Origin of the sequence: Clostridium kluyveri DSM 555, from assembly GCF_000016505.1 — a bacterium.
Lineage (GTDB): Bacteria > Bacillota > Clostridia > Clostridiales > Clostridiaceae > Clostridium_B > Clostridium_B kluyveri.
In genome coordinates, this window is record NC_009706.1 from 476,467 (window position 1) to 493,098 (window position 16,632).

The following is a 16,632-nucleotide window of genomic DNA, read 5'->3' on the forward strand; positions in this document are numbered from 1 at the left end:
TAAGTGCTAAAGACACTAAGAATACTGTTAATATGGTTCAGATTACGATGCATATTCCTTATAAGTAAACTCCACCTGAGCCTAAGAATCACTTGATATAGAAATATAGCTAACGTGAGTTTAATAAAAAATCTTAGTAATTTTAATGATGTAGGCTTTAAGTATAATTTAAACTCACGTTATAGTAATGACTGTAATTTTTTAAATAACTCTGTATGCTTTTTCTTCAGATTAATTATTTTAAAATTATTATCAACAAAAGTGTGTAGTGTGCTTCCTTTTGCAATTTCCTTTTGGTCATTTTCTCTAATAACGGAATAGTTAAATTTGGCTTTAACGGGTGTCAATTCTTTAATCCAAGTCTTTATTATTAGTTCATCTTCATATTTTGCTCCCTGTATGTATCTGCAATTACTTTCAATTAGAGGAAACATTATGCCGTTTTCTTCTATTTTTGAATAACTTATACCAATATTTTTTATAAATTGTGTTCTAGCCTCTTCAAAGTATATATAATAATTAGAATGATGTACTATACCCATTTTATCAGTTTCTACATATCTAACAATCACTTTTGTCTCACTTATATACAAGATTCGCATGTCCTTTCTATGATAGAATTATTATATGTAATATTATAACACTTATTATTATTGAAATGAAATTGTAAAAAAATTTAGATCTAGAAGTAGTTTTGTATTAACATAATAGACGGACTGGTCTATTGCGAATTAAGTATATATCTTATTCTTTATTTAAATATTATAGCTAATTTATGTAAAGAGGAAATAGCACGAGATTGAAAGGTATTGCTATTGAAAAACATGATAAGATAGCTTATTCTATAGTTGAAAGGAAGAAATGGATATGGCTAAAAACACAAAAGGGGAACAATCTAGGAATAAGTTAATTAAATGTGCCGCAGGGTTATTTCTACAGAATGGATACAATGCCACTGGAATTAATGATATTTTAACACGTACAGGACTGCCAAAAGGCTCTTTTTATTTCCATTTTTCAAGTAAAAAAGACCTGGCAATTAGTGTTTCAACTTATTTTGAAAAAAACATAGAAAAATGGATATCAAAAACTGCGGAGGGGAAAGTATGGGAAGATTTTGTAACAGATTTATTAGAACAAATGATTGAGGCAGCAAAGAATAATAAACATTTTGGATGTCCTTTTGCTGTATTGGGATTGGAGGCTGCTTTTTCTCAACCCGATATGGCAGAATATTATTTTAAATCTATGAAGAAAATGATAGGTATATTCACCAGGGTTTTTGAATTTTCTGGAATTTCTTCTGATAGGGCATGTATTATTGCAAATCGTGCTTTTGCTATGTATGAAGGATATCTGGTATATTACAGAATAAGTAAAGACATAAACATATTAAAAATTATGCAAAATGATCTTATAGCACTCTATAAAGATTATAAGCAGGCGGAAACGTGATGGGTAAAAATGGTAAATGGCCATAAGGTATTTAAAATACCTTATGGCTATAATTTATTTAGCATTGATAATGTGGAGGGTTTTCAACATAATAATACATTATTTAAAATAGTGGAATTAGATATTTAGAATATTAAAGAATGTCATAATTGTGAGAAAATAAAAGCATTTTCACGAAATATTAAATGATTGTGAACAGTGGGGCTTGTGTATTATTGATAAATGTGAGTTTATTTGATACAATGTTAACAATATGATTAATTTTTATCATTAGTTTTTATGTTTTTATCAATATTATATGAGAGGAGTGTTGTTTTAATGGAAGGACTTATTAATGCATTGAACAGTATAGACAGCATTTTATGGGGTGTGCCCATGATTGTCGTACTTTTTGGGACACATATTTTCTTTACTTTCAGAACTGGATTTATCCAAAAGAAAATATTTACAGGAATTAAATTATCTGTTACTAAAGATCCTGATGGTGAAGGAGATGTATCTCAATTTGGTGCCCTTAGTACTGCTTTAGCAGCCACTATAGGTACAGGTAACATAATTGGTGTTGCAACAGCAGTAACTTTAGGGGGACCTGGTGCTGTGCTTTGGATGTGGTTTACAGGTGTGTTTGGTATAGCTACGAAATACGCCGAATCTCTTATATCTGTAAAATATAGAGTGAAAACTGAAGATGGAACTATGCTTGGGGGAGCTATGTATGCCCTTGAAAAAGGACTTAAAATGAAATGGCTCGGGGTAATTTTTTGTATATTTACTGCTTTAGCTGCTTTTGGAATAGGGTGTTCTACTCAGACAAATGCAGTTGCATCAACTTTACATAATAGCTTTGGAATTCCTACATGGATTTCAGGAATTGTAATTGCTATTTTTGTAGGTGCTGTTGTTATTGGGGGGGTACAATCTATTACTAAAGTATGTGAAAAGTTAGTACCCTTTATGGCTATATTTTATGTACTAGGATGTTTAATTATTTTAGTAATGAATGCAGACGTTTTAGGACAAACAGTTGTTACTATAGTTAAAGCAGCGTTTTCTCCACAGGCTGCAGGAGGTGGGTTTATAGGATCTACTGTTGCCATTGCTTGCCGTTATGGTGCTGCAAGAGGTTTATTTTCCAATGAGTCAGGTATGGGTTCTGCTCCTATTGTAGCAGCTGCTGCTAAAACTAAAAATCCTGTGAGACAGGCCCTTGTGTCTATGACAGGTACTTTTTGGGATACAGTAGTAATATGCTTAATGACAGGACTTGTAATTGTAAGCAGCGTAATTAAGAATCCTGCTATTGATACAAAGACTTCTTCCCTACTTACAAGTGCTGCTTGGGATCAAATTCCTGTAATAGGCCCGATTATAATAGCCATTGCATTAGCTATATTTGCACTTTCTACAGTACTAGGATGGTCTTATTACGGAGAGAGAGCTGCTGAATATTTATTTGGTAAGAAGATTATTAAACCTTACAGAGTCGCATGGGTAATAGTAGCCTTAATAGGTACACTTGTAAGTCTTGATCTTGTATGGACAATTGCAGATATATTGAATGCATTGATGGTAATTCCAAATGTAATAGCAATGATGGTAATTCCAAATGTAATAGCAATGTTTCTTCTCAGTGGAGTTATTGCAGCTGAAACCAAGAAGTATGTTAACAATCTTGATTTGCCTTCAGAAGATAAGGAAAAGGTATCTTAATTTAAATGTTATTTAGGGAAACCAATATTTTTATAGAAATTTAGAATAAATTGTAATATGATATTGGATTGTATTGCAGATATTGATTAAGATTATTATATATTTGCGGAAAATTTTTGAATATGTTATTGTTATTATTGTAGGCATAACATATGTGCATAATAGAATACTGACTATATAATTTCGGTTGAACAAATTTTAATTTGATTTCAAGATAAATATGACTTTTAGGGTGGAAAGTCCTTTATAGGACTTTCCATTATTTTTTTAAATTTAGGAGGTAGCTATGGAAAAAGCATTGTTAAATATTGTATTGATACTTGTATTTACAAAAATAGGAGGAATAATAAGCAGAAGGATGAAAATGCCGGAAGTGTTGGGGGCATTAATTGCAGGTGTGATACTTGGACCGGTTGTATTAAATATTGTACAGTATGATGATAATATAAAATTGCTTTCAAACCTTGGAGTAATTTTACTTATGTTTCTTGCGGGACTGGAGACTAATGTAGAAGAATTTAAACAAGCTGGATTGTCATCATTTATAATTGCAGTGGGGGGAATAATACTTCCACTCGTTTTGGGGACTTTAGGGGCGTATATGTTTTTCAGTGATTTTTGGGAGAATATATTTGTAGGAGTTATTCTAACTGCTACCAGCGTGAGTATTACAGCAGAAACTCTTAAAGAGCTTGGAAAACTAAATACAAGAGCGGGCATAAATATTCTTGGAGCAGCAGTAATAGATGATATTCTCGGGCTTATACTTATATCTATAGTCCTTGCGGTAGCACAAACCTCCGGTTCAAATACTGAGGTTTCAAGTACATTGTCAATTGTATATGTATTTGTAAAAGTAATTTTATTCTGTGTGGCTTCTATAATTGCAGTGGCATATATGCCAAAATATATGAATAAATTCAAGAGTTATATAAAACCGGGAAGAGAATTTTTTACATTTTCTATAGCATTTGCCGTACTCATAGCATATATTGCTGAAATTTTAGGTATAGCAGCTATTACCGGGGCGTATATAGCTGGACTCATACTTTCATCATTTGTTCATAGAGAATATTTAGAGAGAAATGTAAAAGCAATCTCATCAGGTTTTTTATCTCTTATATTTTTTGCAAGTGTTGGAATTGAAGCAAACTTGCAAGGATTAACTTTAGAAGTAGTTCTTATTACTCTAGTTATGTTTGTCATAGCAGTTATTGGTAAGGTAATAGGATGCGGTGCTGCTGCTAGACTTATGAAGATGAGTAAAAGTGAATCTGTTCAAATTGGAGCTGGAATGATCTCAAGAGGGGAAGTAGCAATTATTACTGCAAATATAGGTCTTCAAAAGGGGATAATTTCAGAGGAAATATTTCTTCCAACTTTAATTGTTGTGATATTGACTACGATTATAACACCTATTCTACTCAAATTATCTTTTTCTCATAAAAGAATGGCCAAATTGCATTGAAGCAGTTACATATGAGTGACTGCTGTGTGCAAAGTATGGAATTATTGATTGTGGATAACTATTTGGGCAGTGATATCATCACTTCTTGAATAGTTATTTTATATAAATATTATAAAAAATAATTGCATTAATTTCTATAAAAACTATTAGATATGGATTTAATGTTATATTGTATTGATTTATTTGTTATAATTACAATGTAGGAAAGATTTTTTAAAGGTGGAGATAATTAAATGATTAAAATTCCAGAAAGAATGAACATGGCTAATTTGCCAACTAAAATAGAGAAAATGGAGAGACTATCCCAAAAACTAGGTGGACCAGATATATATATAAAGCGGGATGATCAGACAGGAACAGAGATCTCTGGAAATAAGATAAGAAAGTTAGAATTTTCTGCAGCAGAAGCTTTGAATAAAGGATGTAATACATTAATTACTTGTGGTGGAATTCAGTCGAATCATTGTAGGGCTACTGCAGCAGTGGCTGTAAAGCTCGGTTTTAAGTGTTGTCTGGTTCTAAATGGCAGTAATGATACAGAAGTCGATGGAAACCTTTTACTGGATAAGCTTTTAGGAGCTGAAATTTATTTTGTTTCTCAAAAAGAATATGAAAATAGAAGAATGGAAATTATGAAAGAAATTAAAACCAATATGGAAAATAAGGGGCTGAAACCTTATATTATTCCAGAGGGTGCATCAAATGGAATAGGAGGTTTTGGTTATTATAAAGCTGTACAGGAAATAATGCTCCAAGAAAGAGAAATGAAAGTACATTTTGATGGAATTGTTATTGCTACAGGTTCCGGGGGAACCTATTCAGGACTGTTATTAGGCAGCAGAATATTAAATTATGATGCTAAAATTTATGGAGTTAATGTATGTCAGAATGAGAAATATTTTAAGGACAGGATTTATGAAATATTGCATGATAGCATGAAATATATTGATGTGAACCTTAATTTTTCAAAGGATGAAATAAATATCATAGATGGATATGTAGGCAGAGGATATGCTTTGAGCCGTGAAGAGGAACTGGAATTTATTAAGGAACTTGCAGAGTTAGAAGGGATAATATTGGATCCTGTATATACAGGTAAAGCAATGTATGGATTGACCCAGGAAATTAAAAAAGGGAAATTCAGTAAATATAAAAATTTATTATTTATCCATACTGGAGGAATATTTGGAATATTTCCTCAAAAATCTCAGTTTAGAGTTTAATTTGTGATCCATATTTGAATAAATAGGAAAAATAAAAAGGGAGACTTTGACAAATTGGCAGGGACATAGGATAATAGTAAACATGCCGTATAATTCTGGAAATCATATATTAAAAGACATCGGATAAAACTATAAAGCTATGAAAGTGGGTTATTGTAAGATGAATCGCTATAAGGCAACAATAATATTGATTATAGTTACCCTTGGATATTTAATAACTTGTCCTTTTTATAAGACTTTTTGGGGCGGATTAATAAGCAGTGCTTTTTGTGCTTCCATGATTGGAGGCTTTGCTGACTGGTATGGTATTACTGCATTATTTAAAAAACCTCTTGGAATTCCTTTTAAAACAGAGATAATACCGAGAAATAGAGAAAAAATACTTGATGGTCTAGTTAATATGGTTACGGAAGAATTATTGTCTAAGGAATATTTAAAAAGTTTTTTATTGGAATATGATACTTCTAAACCTATTTTGAAATTTTTATTTGAAGATAATGGGAATAAGGATATCAAAAAAATAGTTGGATTAATAGTAGAAGAAAGTTTAACTGGAGATAATTCAGGTAATAGAGGTATAAATTCCAATTCACTTATAAATAAATTGATGGAGTTTAATTTATGGAAAGCCATAATTTCTTCTTTGCAGATTTCTCTTACAAAAGGCGGTGGAGATAAAGCTATTAATTTTATAATTGAGGAAATACAAACAATTATAAAGACAGAAAAGGCCAGTAAAATACTTGAGGAGCTTGTTGGTAAAACAAAGGTGTCTTATGAAAGAGGTGCTAGAAGAAGGGCAATAGTGAATGCAGTGGTATTAGACTTTATACTTAATTTATCTCCAGATAAAATTGCTGTAATAATTCAAAAAGATCTGGTTCAATATTTAAATAATATCAAGAATTTGGATAATCAGGAAAGAATTAAATTTAAGAAATGGATTGTCATTAAACTAAATAATATAGTTTCAGATGAGGATATGGAAGAAAAATTTAAAGCTTGGAAAATAAGCGGGTTTAAAGATGTTGGCATTGACCATTATACAGGGGAACAATTCAAAGAAAATAAAATAATAAAAAGTTTTACGGGTGAAATAGAAAATGAAATTTACAGTTTTATCTGTAAATTTAGGGATAATATAGATATGCAGAAAAAAGTAGATATTTATTTAAAAACACTGCTAAATAAATTTATTGATAATTTCCATAGTAGCATAGGTAAGGTTATAGAGGAGAATTTAAATAAATATTCAAATGATATGCTCATAGAATTAATTGAATCAAAGGCAGGAAATGATCTGCAGCTGATTAGAATCAATGGTTCTGTAGTAGGTGGCCTGGTAGGGATTCTGTTTTTTCTTTTAAATAATATATTTTAAGTATTTAATTGTTTTGTGTTGATTTTTACATATCTTAAATAGGAGAAATAAGATGAGAAACAAGAAAATAGCAGATATGCTTTTAGTAATTTTATTTATTGCTTTTTGTATAAGTGTTTTTCTAAAAATACATTTTCATAATAATTTTTATGTGAGAATGATAGGCTTTGTTATAGAAGCAGCTTTAGTAGGAGGCATTGCCGATTGGTTTGCTGTAACTGCACTGTTTAAAAAGCCTTTAGGATTTTCATGGCATACTGCCGTAATACCTAGAAATAGAGTTAAAGTGGTGGAGCAAATAGTTAATGTGGTAGAAAATGAACTTTTAAGCAAAAAGATATTAAAAGAAAAAATAGATGAATTAAATATAATTGATAGTATAATTGAATTTATTGAGAATAGTGCTAAAAATAAGACAGTTTTTTATAGACAATCAAAAGATTTTGTTGAAAATATTATGGGGCGTATTGATTCAAGTAATGTGACCTCATTTATTGAAGAAAATTTTAGATATAAATTAAAAGAATGTAATCTATCTTTATGGCTCAGCAGTGTGCTTAGGTTTGCTGTAGAAGATAAACATTGCAAAATAATGTTTAAATCTATGGTGGAAGAAGTAATTATAAAAATAGATGAGGAAAAAGTAAATAAAGAAATTAGTAAAGTTATAGATAAACTTGTGAAAGATAATGTAAACAAAGTAAAAGGATTTAAAAAAGTTCTCATGGAATTTGCTCTAGGGTTAGGTAAGGGAACTAATACTATAAATGTAGGTGATATTGTTTCTTCAATTCAGGAACAGATAATAGAAATGCTTTATGGATTAAAAGATGAAGAGGAATTAGTTCATATTGAATTCTTAAATAAAATTGAAATCCTAATAGGAAAACTTAAAGATGATGAAGAATTAATAAATAGTATTGAAAAGTGGAAGCAGAAAACTATAGCAAAAATTGAAGTACAGGATGGATTGCAAAGAATGGTAACAGGTATTTCTTATATTTTTAAAAATGAACCTGATGAAAAAATTCAATCTGATATAGATAATCTGATGCCTTTAATTAAATGGGCAAAAGATGAACTTCATAATTATTGGAATCACCTTAAAGGGGATAGTAAATTTAAAAGTACAGTGAATGATTACATAAAAGAATTAATTTATGATATGGTTAAATCAAGTTATGGCGTTATTGGTACTGTTATAAAAAAAGTGTTAAATAACATGACAGATGAATCATTAAATAATTTTATCCAGTTGAAAGCTGGCAATGAATTAAATTGGATACGCATTAATGGAAGTATAATTGGAGCGGCTTTTGGTTTTATTGTTTTTCTCTTTATAAATCAGGTGTATTTACCTTTAATTACAAAAATATTTCATTTGTAATATTTTTAATAAAAGTATACAGTAAGTATAAACATGACAATATAGTCCTTAACAGTTTGTTATTGATAATATTGTCATTATTTTTCCAATAGAAAGGAGACATTGAATATGTCAGCAGTTGTAGGTATTGATTTAGGTACTACTAATTCAGTTATTTCTTGTGTAAAAAGGGGAAAGGTAGAAACTATACTTTTAGATGGGAAAAATACTTTTCCGTCCGTAGTATCAATTAGTAACGGCAAAATTATTACAGGATATCCAGCCAAAGCCAAGCTTATAATGGATCCTTCAAATACCGTAGGTTCAACAAAAAGGGATATGGGAAAGGACATTACGTATATTATAGGGAAGCAAAAAATGACTCCACAGGATATAGCCTGTGAAATATTAAAGGCTATAAAGGAAAAAGCAGAATTTACACTGGGAGAAGAAATCACCCAGGCAGTAATAACTACACCGGCATATTTTACATCGGAACAGAGAAAGGCAACAAAAAATGCAGCTAGGAAAGCTGGATTTAATGTGCTTAGGTTAATGGCAGAACCATCTGCCGCGGCAGTAAGCTATGGTATAAATCAAAATAAGGATCAAATTATAATGGTATATGATTTAGGGGGAGGAACCTTTGATGTTTCAATAATGAAGATAAGGGGAAATAAATTTGAAGCTATTGCCATTGACGGAGATTTCAGACTTGGGGGAGATGATTTTGATGAAAAAATATGCAGTGTTTTATATAAGAGAATAAAGGAAGATACTAAAATTGATATTGAAGTTGGAAAAGAAAGGGAACATATGGCTGCAAGACAGAAAATTAAAGAGGCTGCTGAAAATGCTAAAATTGAGCTATCTTCAAAGGAAAATACCTCAGTTATCATCCCTAATATTTTAAGAGATTATCATCTGGATTTTGAATTAACAAGGGATGAATATTATAATTTGATAAAACCCCTCATTGATAAAACCATAGAAAAAGTGAAAAGTGTATTAAAAGATGCCAATATGACTCCAGAAGATATTGACAGATTGATTTTAGTGGGGGGAGCTACCAAGACTCCAATAATTAAAGAGATTTTAAAAAAGGAAATAAGAGATCCATTTACCGCACCCAATGTAGATGAAGTAGTATCCAATGGAGCTGCCATATTAGCTTTAAGTCTTTCAAATTCTATAGCCAGTGAAGAAAGCAGTACTATTACAGATATATTTAAAGAAGAGTTTGTGCTGGATGAAAAAGTTAATTTTAGTTATGGAGTAGCTCTTTTAAATAGCCAGAATGTACTGGAATTTTGTCCGGTTGTTCATAAAAATACGTTATTACCCTGCCAGGCAGGCTTGATTGCCTATACTGTGGATGAATATCAAAAAGTTGTTACATTTAGAGTTTTTAGGGGAGAGCATAAAGAACTGGAAAAGGATGAAGAAATAGGACAATTAAAAATTTCTATTACTAGGCCTGAAAAAGAAGAAGTAGCAGTAGGTGCTATTTTTGAGATGGACGATGACAATATAATCCACTTTACAGGAGTAGAATTGATGGAAAACAGTTATACAATGCCTATTATACACAGTGCTTATGAAAATGATGGACAACTAGATTTGAATTTAGTTGAAGAATTAATTAGAAGTGAAAAAATCAAGTCTGAAAAAATTGATATAAAGGCCAAATCATAATTTTTGGGGAGGGGAATGAAGATGGCAGGACTAGAAATAAAGTATAGTAAATACAAATTAGGTATAGATTTAGGTACTTCAACTTCAGTAGTTTCAGTATATGAAAATGGCAAAACCAGGGTGCTTAAAATAAATGGAAAAGAGTGCATGCCCTCTGTGGTATCATTTATTGATAAGAATACAAAACTTATAGGAGAAGAGGCCAAGGGCAGAGCTATGCTTGATCCTTCAAATACCGTAAGTTCTATTAAAAGACATATGGGAGAAGAGGGATATAAGCTGTCTATTTTTGAAGAACCCTATAGTCCAGAGCAAATAGCTTCAGAAATTCTTTCAAAACTTGTAGATGCAGCTTATGAGCAGAAGGACTTTGAACCGGAAGGAAGTTTATATGATGTGGTAATATGTGTGCCAGCCAATTTTACAGATAATGCAAAATTAGCCACTAAGAAGGCAGCGGAAATGGCAGGCTTAAATGTGTTGGCTCTTTTGGAAGAACCTGTAGCTGCAGCTATTATGTATGGATTTGACTCAAATAAGGATCAAAATGTTCTAGTATATGATTTGGGAGGAGGAACTTTTGATGTCTGTGTACTGAAGATACAGACCAAGAAAAATAATGCAGATAGGGATAAGTATGAGATTTTATCTAAAGAAGGCATATCAAAGCTTGGGGGAGATGATTTTGACAGAAGTATTATGGAAATTATAAATGAGGATTTTAAATTAAAAAATAAAGGCATTGACTTATTGGATATGGAAAAAGATCAGGGGATCAGCAAGAAAAAAATGAAGGCCGCAGGGCAAAAACTAAAAGAAATTGCGGAAAATGTGAAAATTGAGTTGAGTTTTAAAAATAGCGCCAGTGTACTTTTCCCTAATATAATACAGACAGGAGAAGGAGAACTTTTGCATTTGGATATGGAAATTGCCAGAGATACTTTTGAACAAGCTATTTCTCATCTGGTTGATAAAACCTATGAAATTGTAAAATTAGCACTTGATAATGCGAAACTTTCTATGGAAGATATTGATAAAGTAATCCTGGTAGGGGGATCTTCTTTAGTGCCTTTAGTTAAAAATAGAATTAAAGAAGTTTTCAAAGTAGAGCCCTATAGTGATTTTAATCCTATTACCATAGTAGCAGAAGGAGCGGCAATATTTGCAGCTTCCATGGGAACCCCTGGCGAGGGAGATGTTTTTAATATTGTAACTCATAATCTAGGTATCATGACAGAGGGGATGGAATTTTCGAATATAATAGAAAAGGGTACAGAAATTCCTAAAAAAGCTTCTGTAGTCAGGGAAAAAGAATATAAGACCCAAAAAGATGAACAGACAGAAGTTATTATATATGTATATCAATCCTCAGAGGACATAGCTTTTGTAAATGAAAAAGATGATGAAGGCAGGGAAAAGGCTGTATTTATAGGAGAGTTCAAGCTAAGTAATATTCCTCCTGCGCCAAAGGGAGAACAGAAAATAACTGTTAAGTTTGAAGTGAATGAAGAAAATATTATAAAAGTAACTGCCACTGCTTTAGGTACGGATTCCAAGGAAGAAATAACTTTAAATGTAGTTAAGGAATAGAAATGTCTTAGGGCAGTTAATTATATTAATTTTAATGATTTTTGTAAAAATTTTAATATATACTTTATATTCAGGAGGGAGAGTAATAACATGCCTTATGACAGCCAAAATAGACCGGTAATTGGAATTGACCTTGGAACAACTTTCAGTTCTATTTCATTTTGGACAGGGCAGGGGGTTCAGACATATTCTCCAAGAGGGAGTAATGTTTTTCAATCAGTAGTCTATTTTGATGAAAGAAGCAAGGAATTCATCTATGATACGGTGGCCTTTAACAGCGGAATTTTTGAACCTTCAAATGTTTGTATTGGTGTAAAAAGATTAATGGATAATAAAGATATAAAGATAAAATTTGGGGATAGACAATTTTCACCTATAGATATTTCTGCCATGATACTAAAATATATGTATAAAAGTGTACAGGATATGTTTCCAGAAGGAGTGTATAATGCCTCTGGAGTTGTAGTTACTGTGCCTTATTATTTTAAAGCCAATCAACTGGAAAATACTTCACAGGCGGCTAAAAAAGCAGGATTGAATCTTGTAGGTATAATTCAGGAACCCATAGCTGCTGCCCTGGCATATGGATGTCTTCACAGTAGTGATAATATCAAAAGAGAAGAAACAATACTTATTTTTGATTTAGGTGGAGGAACTTTTGATCTGACAATTTTCAGGGTAAAAGAAGACAGTGAAAATTTGATTTTTGAAGTACTTGGAATCGGAGGAGATGACAGGCTGGGAGGTATGGATTTTGATAATGCTCTTTTAAAACATATTATACAAGCTGAAGGAATTGATTTTCAATCAGAATCCAATGAAAGGTTGAGAAAAAGGGGGAAACAGGCACTTATGGCAGAAGCTATAAAAGCCAAGGAAACATTGAGCTTTACAGATAGTGCCTATATGGCAGTACTCAATGTCATACCCGGAGTAAATGTAGATAGAAATTTTACAAGAGATGAATTTCAAGAGATTATGGAGGGCTATTATGAAAGGATAAGGAATATAATTAAAAATACGCTAAATAGGGCTAATGTGACGCCAGAGGATATCAATAAGGTTATCAAAGTTGGCGGCTCCAGTAAAATTCCTATGTTTGACAGCTTGCTAAATGATATAGTTGGAAAAGGCAAGATTTATTCAGACATTGATCCAAGTCTGTGTGTTTCTCAAGGGGCAGCCATATATGCAGCATACCTTACCAGCAATTTAAATACCAGAAAGAAAATAATCATTATTCCTGTAACTGCCCATGCCCTGGGGGTTGAAGATGCTAAAGGTAAATTTGTAGTGCTCATTCATGAAAATAGAAAAACGCCTGCCAGAAAAACTCTTACTTTTTATACAGATCAGGACAATTGTACAGATGTAGATGTACAAGTTTATCAGGGAAATCGTAGGATTGCAAAAGAAAATGCCCATATAGGTACAGTACATGTCTCAGGTCTTATTCCAGCACCTAAGCGCACTCTTGAGATAAATATAACCTTTGAAGTGAAGGAAAATCAAATTGTTATTGTAACTGTGGCGCAAAAGGAAAGTAAAATAAAAAAAACCGAGGTGTTGAGATTGTATTAAAATTGTAAAATCATCAATGAAGGGGGTGTAAGCTTTGTATTATGATTGTCACCATAATCCAGTTATAGGTATCGATTTTGGAACCACATACAGTTCTGTATCAAAATGGGATGGAAAAAAAGCAGAGATATATGGAAAAATGGGGGAATATGCAATACCCTCTGTAGTTTATTTTAAGCAGGGGAAATTTGATGTGGGCAATGGGGCTCTGGCAAAAGGAATATTTTATCCTGAAAATTATATTTCGGGTATTAAAGGAATCATAGCCTGTGGGCAGGAAACTGTACTTTTAGATAATAGGGAATTTACATTAAAAGATATATGTTCTGTTATTTTTAAATATATTTATAATAATATCAAAACTACTGTACCAGAAGATAAGTTTAAATGTGAAGGGGCAGTTATTGCATTACCCTGCTATTTTCAGGATGAGCAGTGTAATATCATAAAAGAAGGGGCAAAATTGGCAGGCATTGAACTTATTGGAACAATCCAGGAGCCTGTGGCAGCAGCCCTGGCTTATGGAATGTACTTACCTTTAAATAAAAAAAGAGAAGAAAATATACTTGTGTTTGATTTTGGGGGAGGAAGTCTTGATATAACAGTTCTTAAAGTTTTAGAGAAAAAAGATGAAATCCAGTTCAATATATTGGCTTCAGAAGGAAGTGAAAGTCTAGGGGGAATGGATTTTAACGGGGAACTTTATGATTATATACTCAAAAAAGAAAACATTGACTTTAGTGATTATGACCATAAAATCACCAATCTATGTAGAAAAAATTTAATGGAACAGATAGTTAAGGCAAAAGAAATACTTTCCTATGATAGTGAAATAGCATATATAAAGCTTTATAATGTACCACCGGGAAAATTTTTAGACACAACCCTCACATTAGAAGAATTAAATAAATGTATTAAACACCATATGATATCCATAAAAAATATGATTGAACATGTCATTGTTTTATCAGGAATTCCCATAAAGGATATTCATAAAATAATTAAGACAGGGGGCTCCAGTAAAATTAAAACAGTAGACAGTATTATAAAAGATGTCTTAGGAGAAAAAGAAACCTATGAACATATGGATTACAAGGAGGTTGTATCAAATGGGGCAGCTATTTACGCTGCTTATAAGACAAAGAACTTGTTACTAAACAAACAAATTTCCATTTTTACGCACTGTATGGAAAAATCTCTTTATTTTATATGGATGATTGACTGTTCAGGATCTATGAATATTGATAATAGGCTGGATTATGTAAAAGAGGGGATGAAGTGTGTAATATCAGAAATAGAAGGAAAATGCAGATTGGATAATATCACTTTGAATTTTGGTGTTATAAAATTTTCTGATACTGCTGTATGGAATGTAGAAATAGGAGAAAAAATAAATGACAGTATTTATGAGGATATGAATCCAGGGGGAATAACTTCTCTTGGCAGTGCAATTGACATGGTTTCTAGTGAGTTAAATAAGATTAACATTGATTATAGAACTTTAACGCCAGTAATATTTCTAATAACTGATGGAATGCCCACAGATAACTATGAGGGAGCAGTAGAAAGGTTACTGGTTAACTCTGTGGGAAAGAATTCTTATAAGGATGTTATTGTATTAGGCGGGGATGTTTGTGAAGAGCATATGTGTAAATTTGTTGATGACATATCGAGAAAACCTAAAATAGTATTACAAAAAGAACATATAATTGAGAGCATATGTTCTCAGGCCATAAGCGGTGTAGAATATGTAAAGGATAAATTCATGGAGAAATATAGTCAGTGTATAGAATCTCCGGGTAAGAAAATAAAGGGAGGACTTTTACTTAAAACATCTGAAAATAAATAATAAACTTCAAGGGAGGAAGTTTAATGATAGGTTTGACCAATTTTATAAAGGGAATATTCAGCAGTGATGTTAGTACTGCAATTTTTTTCATAGAAGTTATAATGTTTTCAGTTGATATATTTCTCTATAGGATAGTTTATGGAGGACTAAAAAATATGGATGAAGGCATCTCCAAAAAATCTTTTTTTGGTATAGAAGATATAGTAGAGGGATATAAAGATATTGTAAGTAGATCAGATTATATAAACACCAGATCCTATATAGAGGCTTACTTTTCAAATTATAAATACTTATCACATAACAGGCTATTCAATAAGTTAGATATTCCTGTAATAAATATTATAAGTGTAATTCATATGACCATATCTGTGTTTATTCTTATGGGAGTTCTGGGAACATTTACAGGCCTTACCATATCTTTAAATTCTCTTAGAACGGGGGAATTTACTGTAGACAATATAAGTCCTATATTGTCGGGTATGGGAGTAGCCTTTTATGCCAGTATAGTTGGTATTGCATTTTCATTAATACTTACATTTATCACCAGAGTGTTTGATGCTGAACAACTACTTATGAATATTATGGTCAAGCTTCAGAATTATATGGATAATAACCTGCGTAAAAATAATTTTCGTGAGTTCTTTGAAAAAACAGAAGCAGCTATTGAAAAGTTATCTGCTTCAAATGATAAAACCATAAATGAATTTGGAAAAACCTCGAGAGAAATTATGAATAAGTCTTTAGACACCATGGAAAAAGCTTATGAATTTGTGAAGAAGTTTTCTGATTTTCCAAAGGAATTTGAAAAATCTATGGAATACATGACAAATTTTAATAAAAAATTAAAGGAATCTGTGGAAGGGTTTGATTTGATTTTTAAAGGCTTTAGTAAACTTACAAGCACCCTCAATAAAAGTATGGATAATTTGGATAAAAAATTTGATATTTTAGATGATTGTATTATGGATATTAATAAAGGTCAAAAAAAGGTGGAAAAAAGTTATGTGGATATATACGAAAAATTAGATAAATTAACCTATGATTTTTATGCTTCTCTTGATAATTTAGAAAGTCACCAAAAAAATTTTTTAGAAGAAATGAAGAATCTTTATGAGGATATAAAAGTGAAATATTATGAATTTAAAACCTATGTGGTTGCCTATAATGAACAAAAAAGTGAAATATTTGCCCAGATATATAAAGATATGAAGGAGTACCAGAGCAATCATGATACTATTTTAAATAATATAGCTGACAAGGTGGAATATTTTAGTGAAGAGTATAAAAAGTAACACGGCATTTTGGGCAAAGTAA

Annotated in this window: 12 protein-coding genes and 1 other annotated feature; of the genes, 11 read left to right on the forward strand and 1 reads right to left on the reverse strand. The window is 31.5% G+C overall.

What is annotated here, in order from left to right; all coding sequences use genetic code 11:
* Positions 1 to 179 precede the first annotated feature (179 nt).
* Complete coding sequence (locus tag CKL_RS02475) at positions 180 to 593, reverse strand: acyl-CoA thioesterase (protein WP_011989074.1); 414 nt, start codon at positions 591 to 593, stop codon at positions 180 to 182.
* A 274-nt stretch (positions 594 to 867) separates the two neighbouring features.
* Here CKL_RS02475 and CKL_RS02480 point away from each other — a divergent pair, with 274 nt between their 5' ends.
* The 11 genes from CKL_RS02480 (at position 868) to CKL_RS02530 (ending at position 16,610) form a co-directional block, all read left to right on the forward strand.
* Positions 868 to 1,455, forward strand: coding sequence for a TetR/AcrR family transcriptional regulator (locus CKL_RS02480; RefSeq protein WP_242649445.1), 588 nt, complete (start codon positions 868 to 870; stop codon positions 1,453 to 1,455).
* Positions 1,456 to 1,773: 318 nt separating this feature from the next.
* On the forward strand, positions 1,774 to 3,165 hold the full coding sequence (locus tag CKL_RS02485) for an alanine/glycine:cation symporter family protein (RefSeq protein WP_011989076.1): 1,392 nt from the start codon (positions 1,774 to 1,776) through the stop codon (positions 3,163 to 3,165).
* A 185-nt stretch (positions 3,166 to 3,350) separates the two neighbouring features.
* Positions 3,351 to 3,407 (forward strand) — a sequence feature (sodium ion sensor (DUF1646 type); this cis-regulatory element may regulate processes involved in with the transportation of sodium ions).
* 44 nt (positions 3,408 to 3,451) lie between these two features.
* On the forward strand, positions 3,452 to 4,633 hold the full coding sequence (locus CKL_RS02490) for a cation:proton antiporter (protein WP_011989077.1): 1,182 nt from the start codon (positions 3,452 to 3,454) through the stop codon (positions 4,631 to 4,633).
* 233 nt (positions 4,634 to 4,866) lie between these two features.
* Positions 4,867 to 5,856, forward strand: coding sequence for a D-cysteine desulfhydrase family protein (locus tag CKL_RS02495; RefSeq protein ID WP_011989078.1), 990 nt, complete (start codon positions 4,867 to 4,869; stop codon positions 5,854 to 5,856).
* 160 nt (positions 5,857 to 6,016) lie between these two features.
* A complete protein-coding gene (locus CKL_RS02500; protein ID WP_011989079.1) occupies positions 6,017 to 7,237 on the forward strand; it encodes a DUF445 domain-containing protein in 1,221 nt (406 codons plus the stop codon).
* 52 nt (positions 7,238 to 7,289) lie between these two features.
* Positions 7,290 to 8,624, forward strand: a complete 1,335-nt coding sequence (locus CKL_RS02505; RefSeq protein WP_011989080.1) for a DUF445 domain-containing protein — start codon at positions 7,290 to 7,292, stop codon at positions 8,622 to 8,624.
* A gap of 108 nt (positions 8,625 to 8,732) precedes the next feature.
* Positions 8,733 to 10,298: an Hsp70 family protein gene (locus CKL_RS02510; RefSeq protein ID WP_011989081.1), complete on the forward strand. Its 1,566-nt coding sequence runs from the start codon at positions 8,733 to 8,735 to the stop codon at positions 10,296 to 10,298.
* A gap of 21 nt (positions 10,299 to 10,319) precedes the next feature.
* Positions 10,320 to 11,888, forward strand: a complete 1,569-nt coding sequence (locus CKL_RS02515; protein ID WP_041700763.1) for an Hsp70 family protein — start codon at positions 10,320 to 10,322, stop codon at positions 11,886 to 11,888.
* A gap of 90 nt (positions 11,889 to 11,978) precedes the next feature.
* Complete coding sequence (locus tag CKL_RS02520; RefSeq protein ID WP_011989083.1) at positions 11,979 to 13,469, forward strand: Hsp70 family protein; 1,491 nt, start codon at positions 11,979 to 11,981, stop codon at positions 13,467 to 13,469.
* 34 nt (positions 13,470 to 13,503) lie between these two features.
* Entirely contained in the window at positions 13,504 to 15,318 is a 1,815-nt protein-coding gene (locus CKL_RS02525) for an Hsp70 family protein (RefSeq protein WP_011989084.1), read from the forward strand.
* A 23-nt stretch (positions 15,319 to 15,341) separates the two neighbouring features.
* Positions 15,342 to 16,610, forward strand: a complete 1,269-nt coding sequence (locus CKL_RS02530) for a MotA/TolQ/ExbB proton channel family protein (RefSeq protein ID WP_011989085.1) — start codon at positions 15,342 to 15,344, stop codon at positions 16,608 to 16,610.
* Positions 16,611 to 16,632: the final 22 nt, after the last annotated feature.

Coding starts and splice junctions, on each gene's coding strand:
- CKL_RS02510 (WP_011989081.1), top strand. CDS start 8,733: ATGTCAGCAGTTGTAGGTATTGATTTAGGTACTACTAATTCAGTTATT.
- CKL_RS02530 (WP_011989085.1), top strand. CDS start 15,342: ATGATAGGTTTGACCAATTTTATAAAGGGAATATTCAGCAGTGATGTT.
- CKL_RS02480 (WP_242649445.1), top strand. CDS start 868: ATGGCTAAAAACACAAAAGGGGAACAATCTAGGAATAAGTTAATTAAA.
- CKL_RS02520 (WP_011989083.1), top strand. CDS start 11,979: ATGCCTTATGACAGCCAAAATAGACCGGTAATTGGAATTGACCTTGGA.
- CKL_RS02490 (WP_011989077.1), top strand. CDS start 3,452: ATGGAAAAAGCATTGTTAAATATTGTATTGATACTTGTATTTACAAAA.
- CKL_RS02485 (WP_011989076.1), top strand. CDS start 1,774: ATGGAAGGACTTATTAATGCATTGAACAGTATAGACAGCATTTTATGG.
- CKL_RS02495 (WP_011989078.1), top strand. CDS start 4,867: ATGATTAAAATTCCAGAAAGAATGAACATGGCTAATTTGCCAACTAAA.
- CKL_RS02500 (WP_011989079.1), top strand. CDS start 6,017: ATGAATCGCTATAAGGCAACAATAATATTGATTATAGTTACCCTTGGA.
- CKL_RS02515 (WP_041700763.1), top strand. CDS start 10,320: ATGGCAGGACTAGAAATAAAGTATAGTAAATACAAATTAGGTATAGAT.
- CKL_RS02505 (WP_011989080.1), top strand. CDS start 7,290: ATGAGAAACAAGAAAATAGCAGATATGCTTTTAGTAATTTTATTTATT.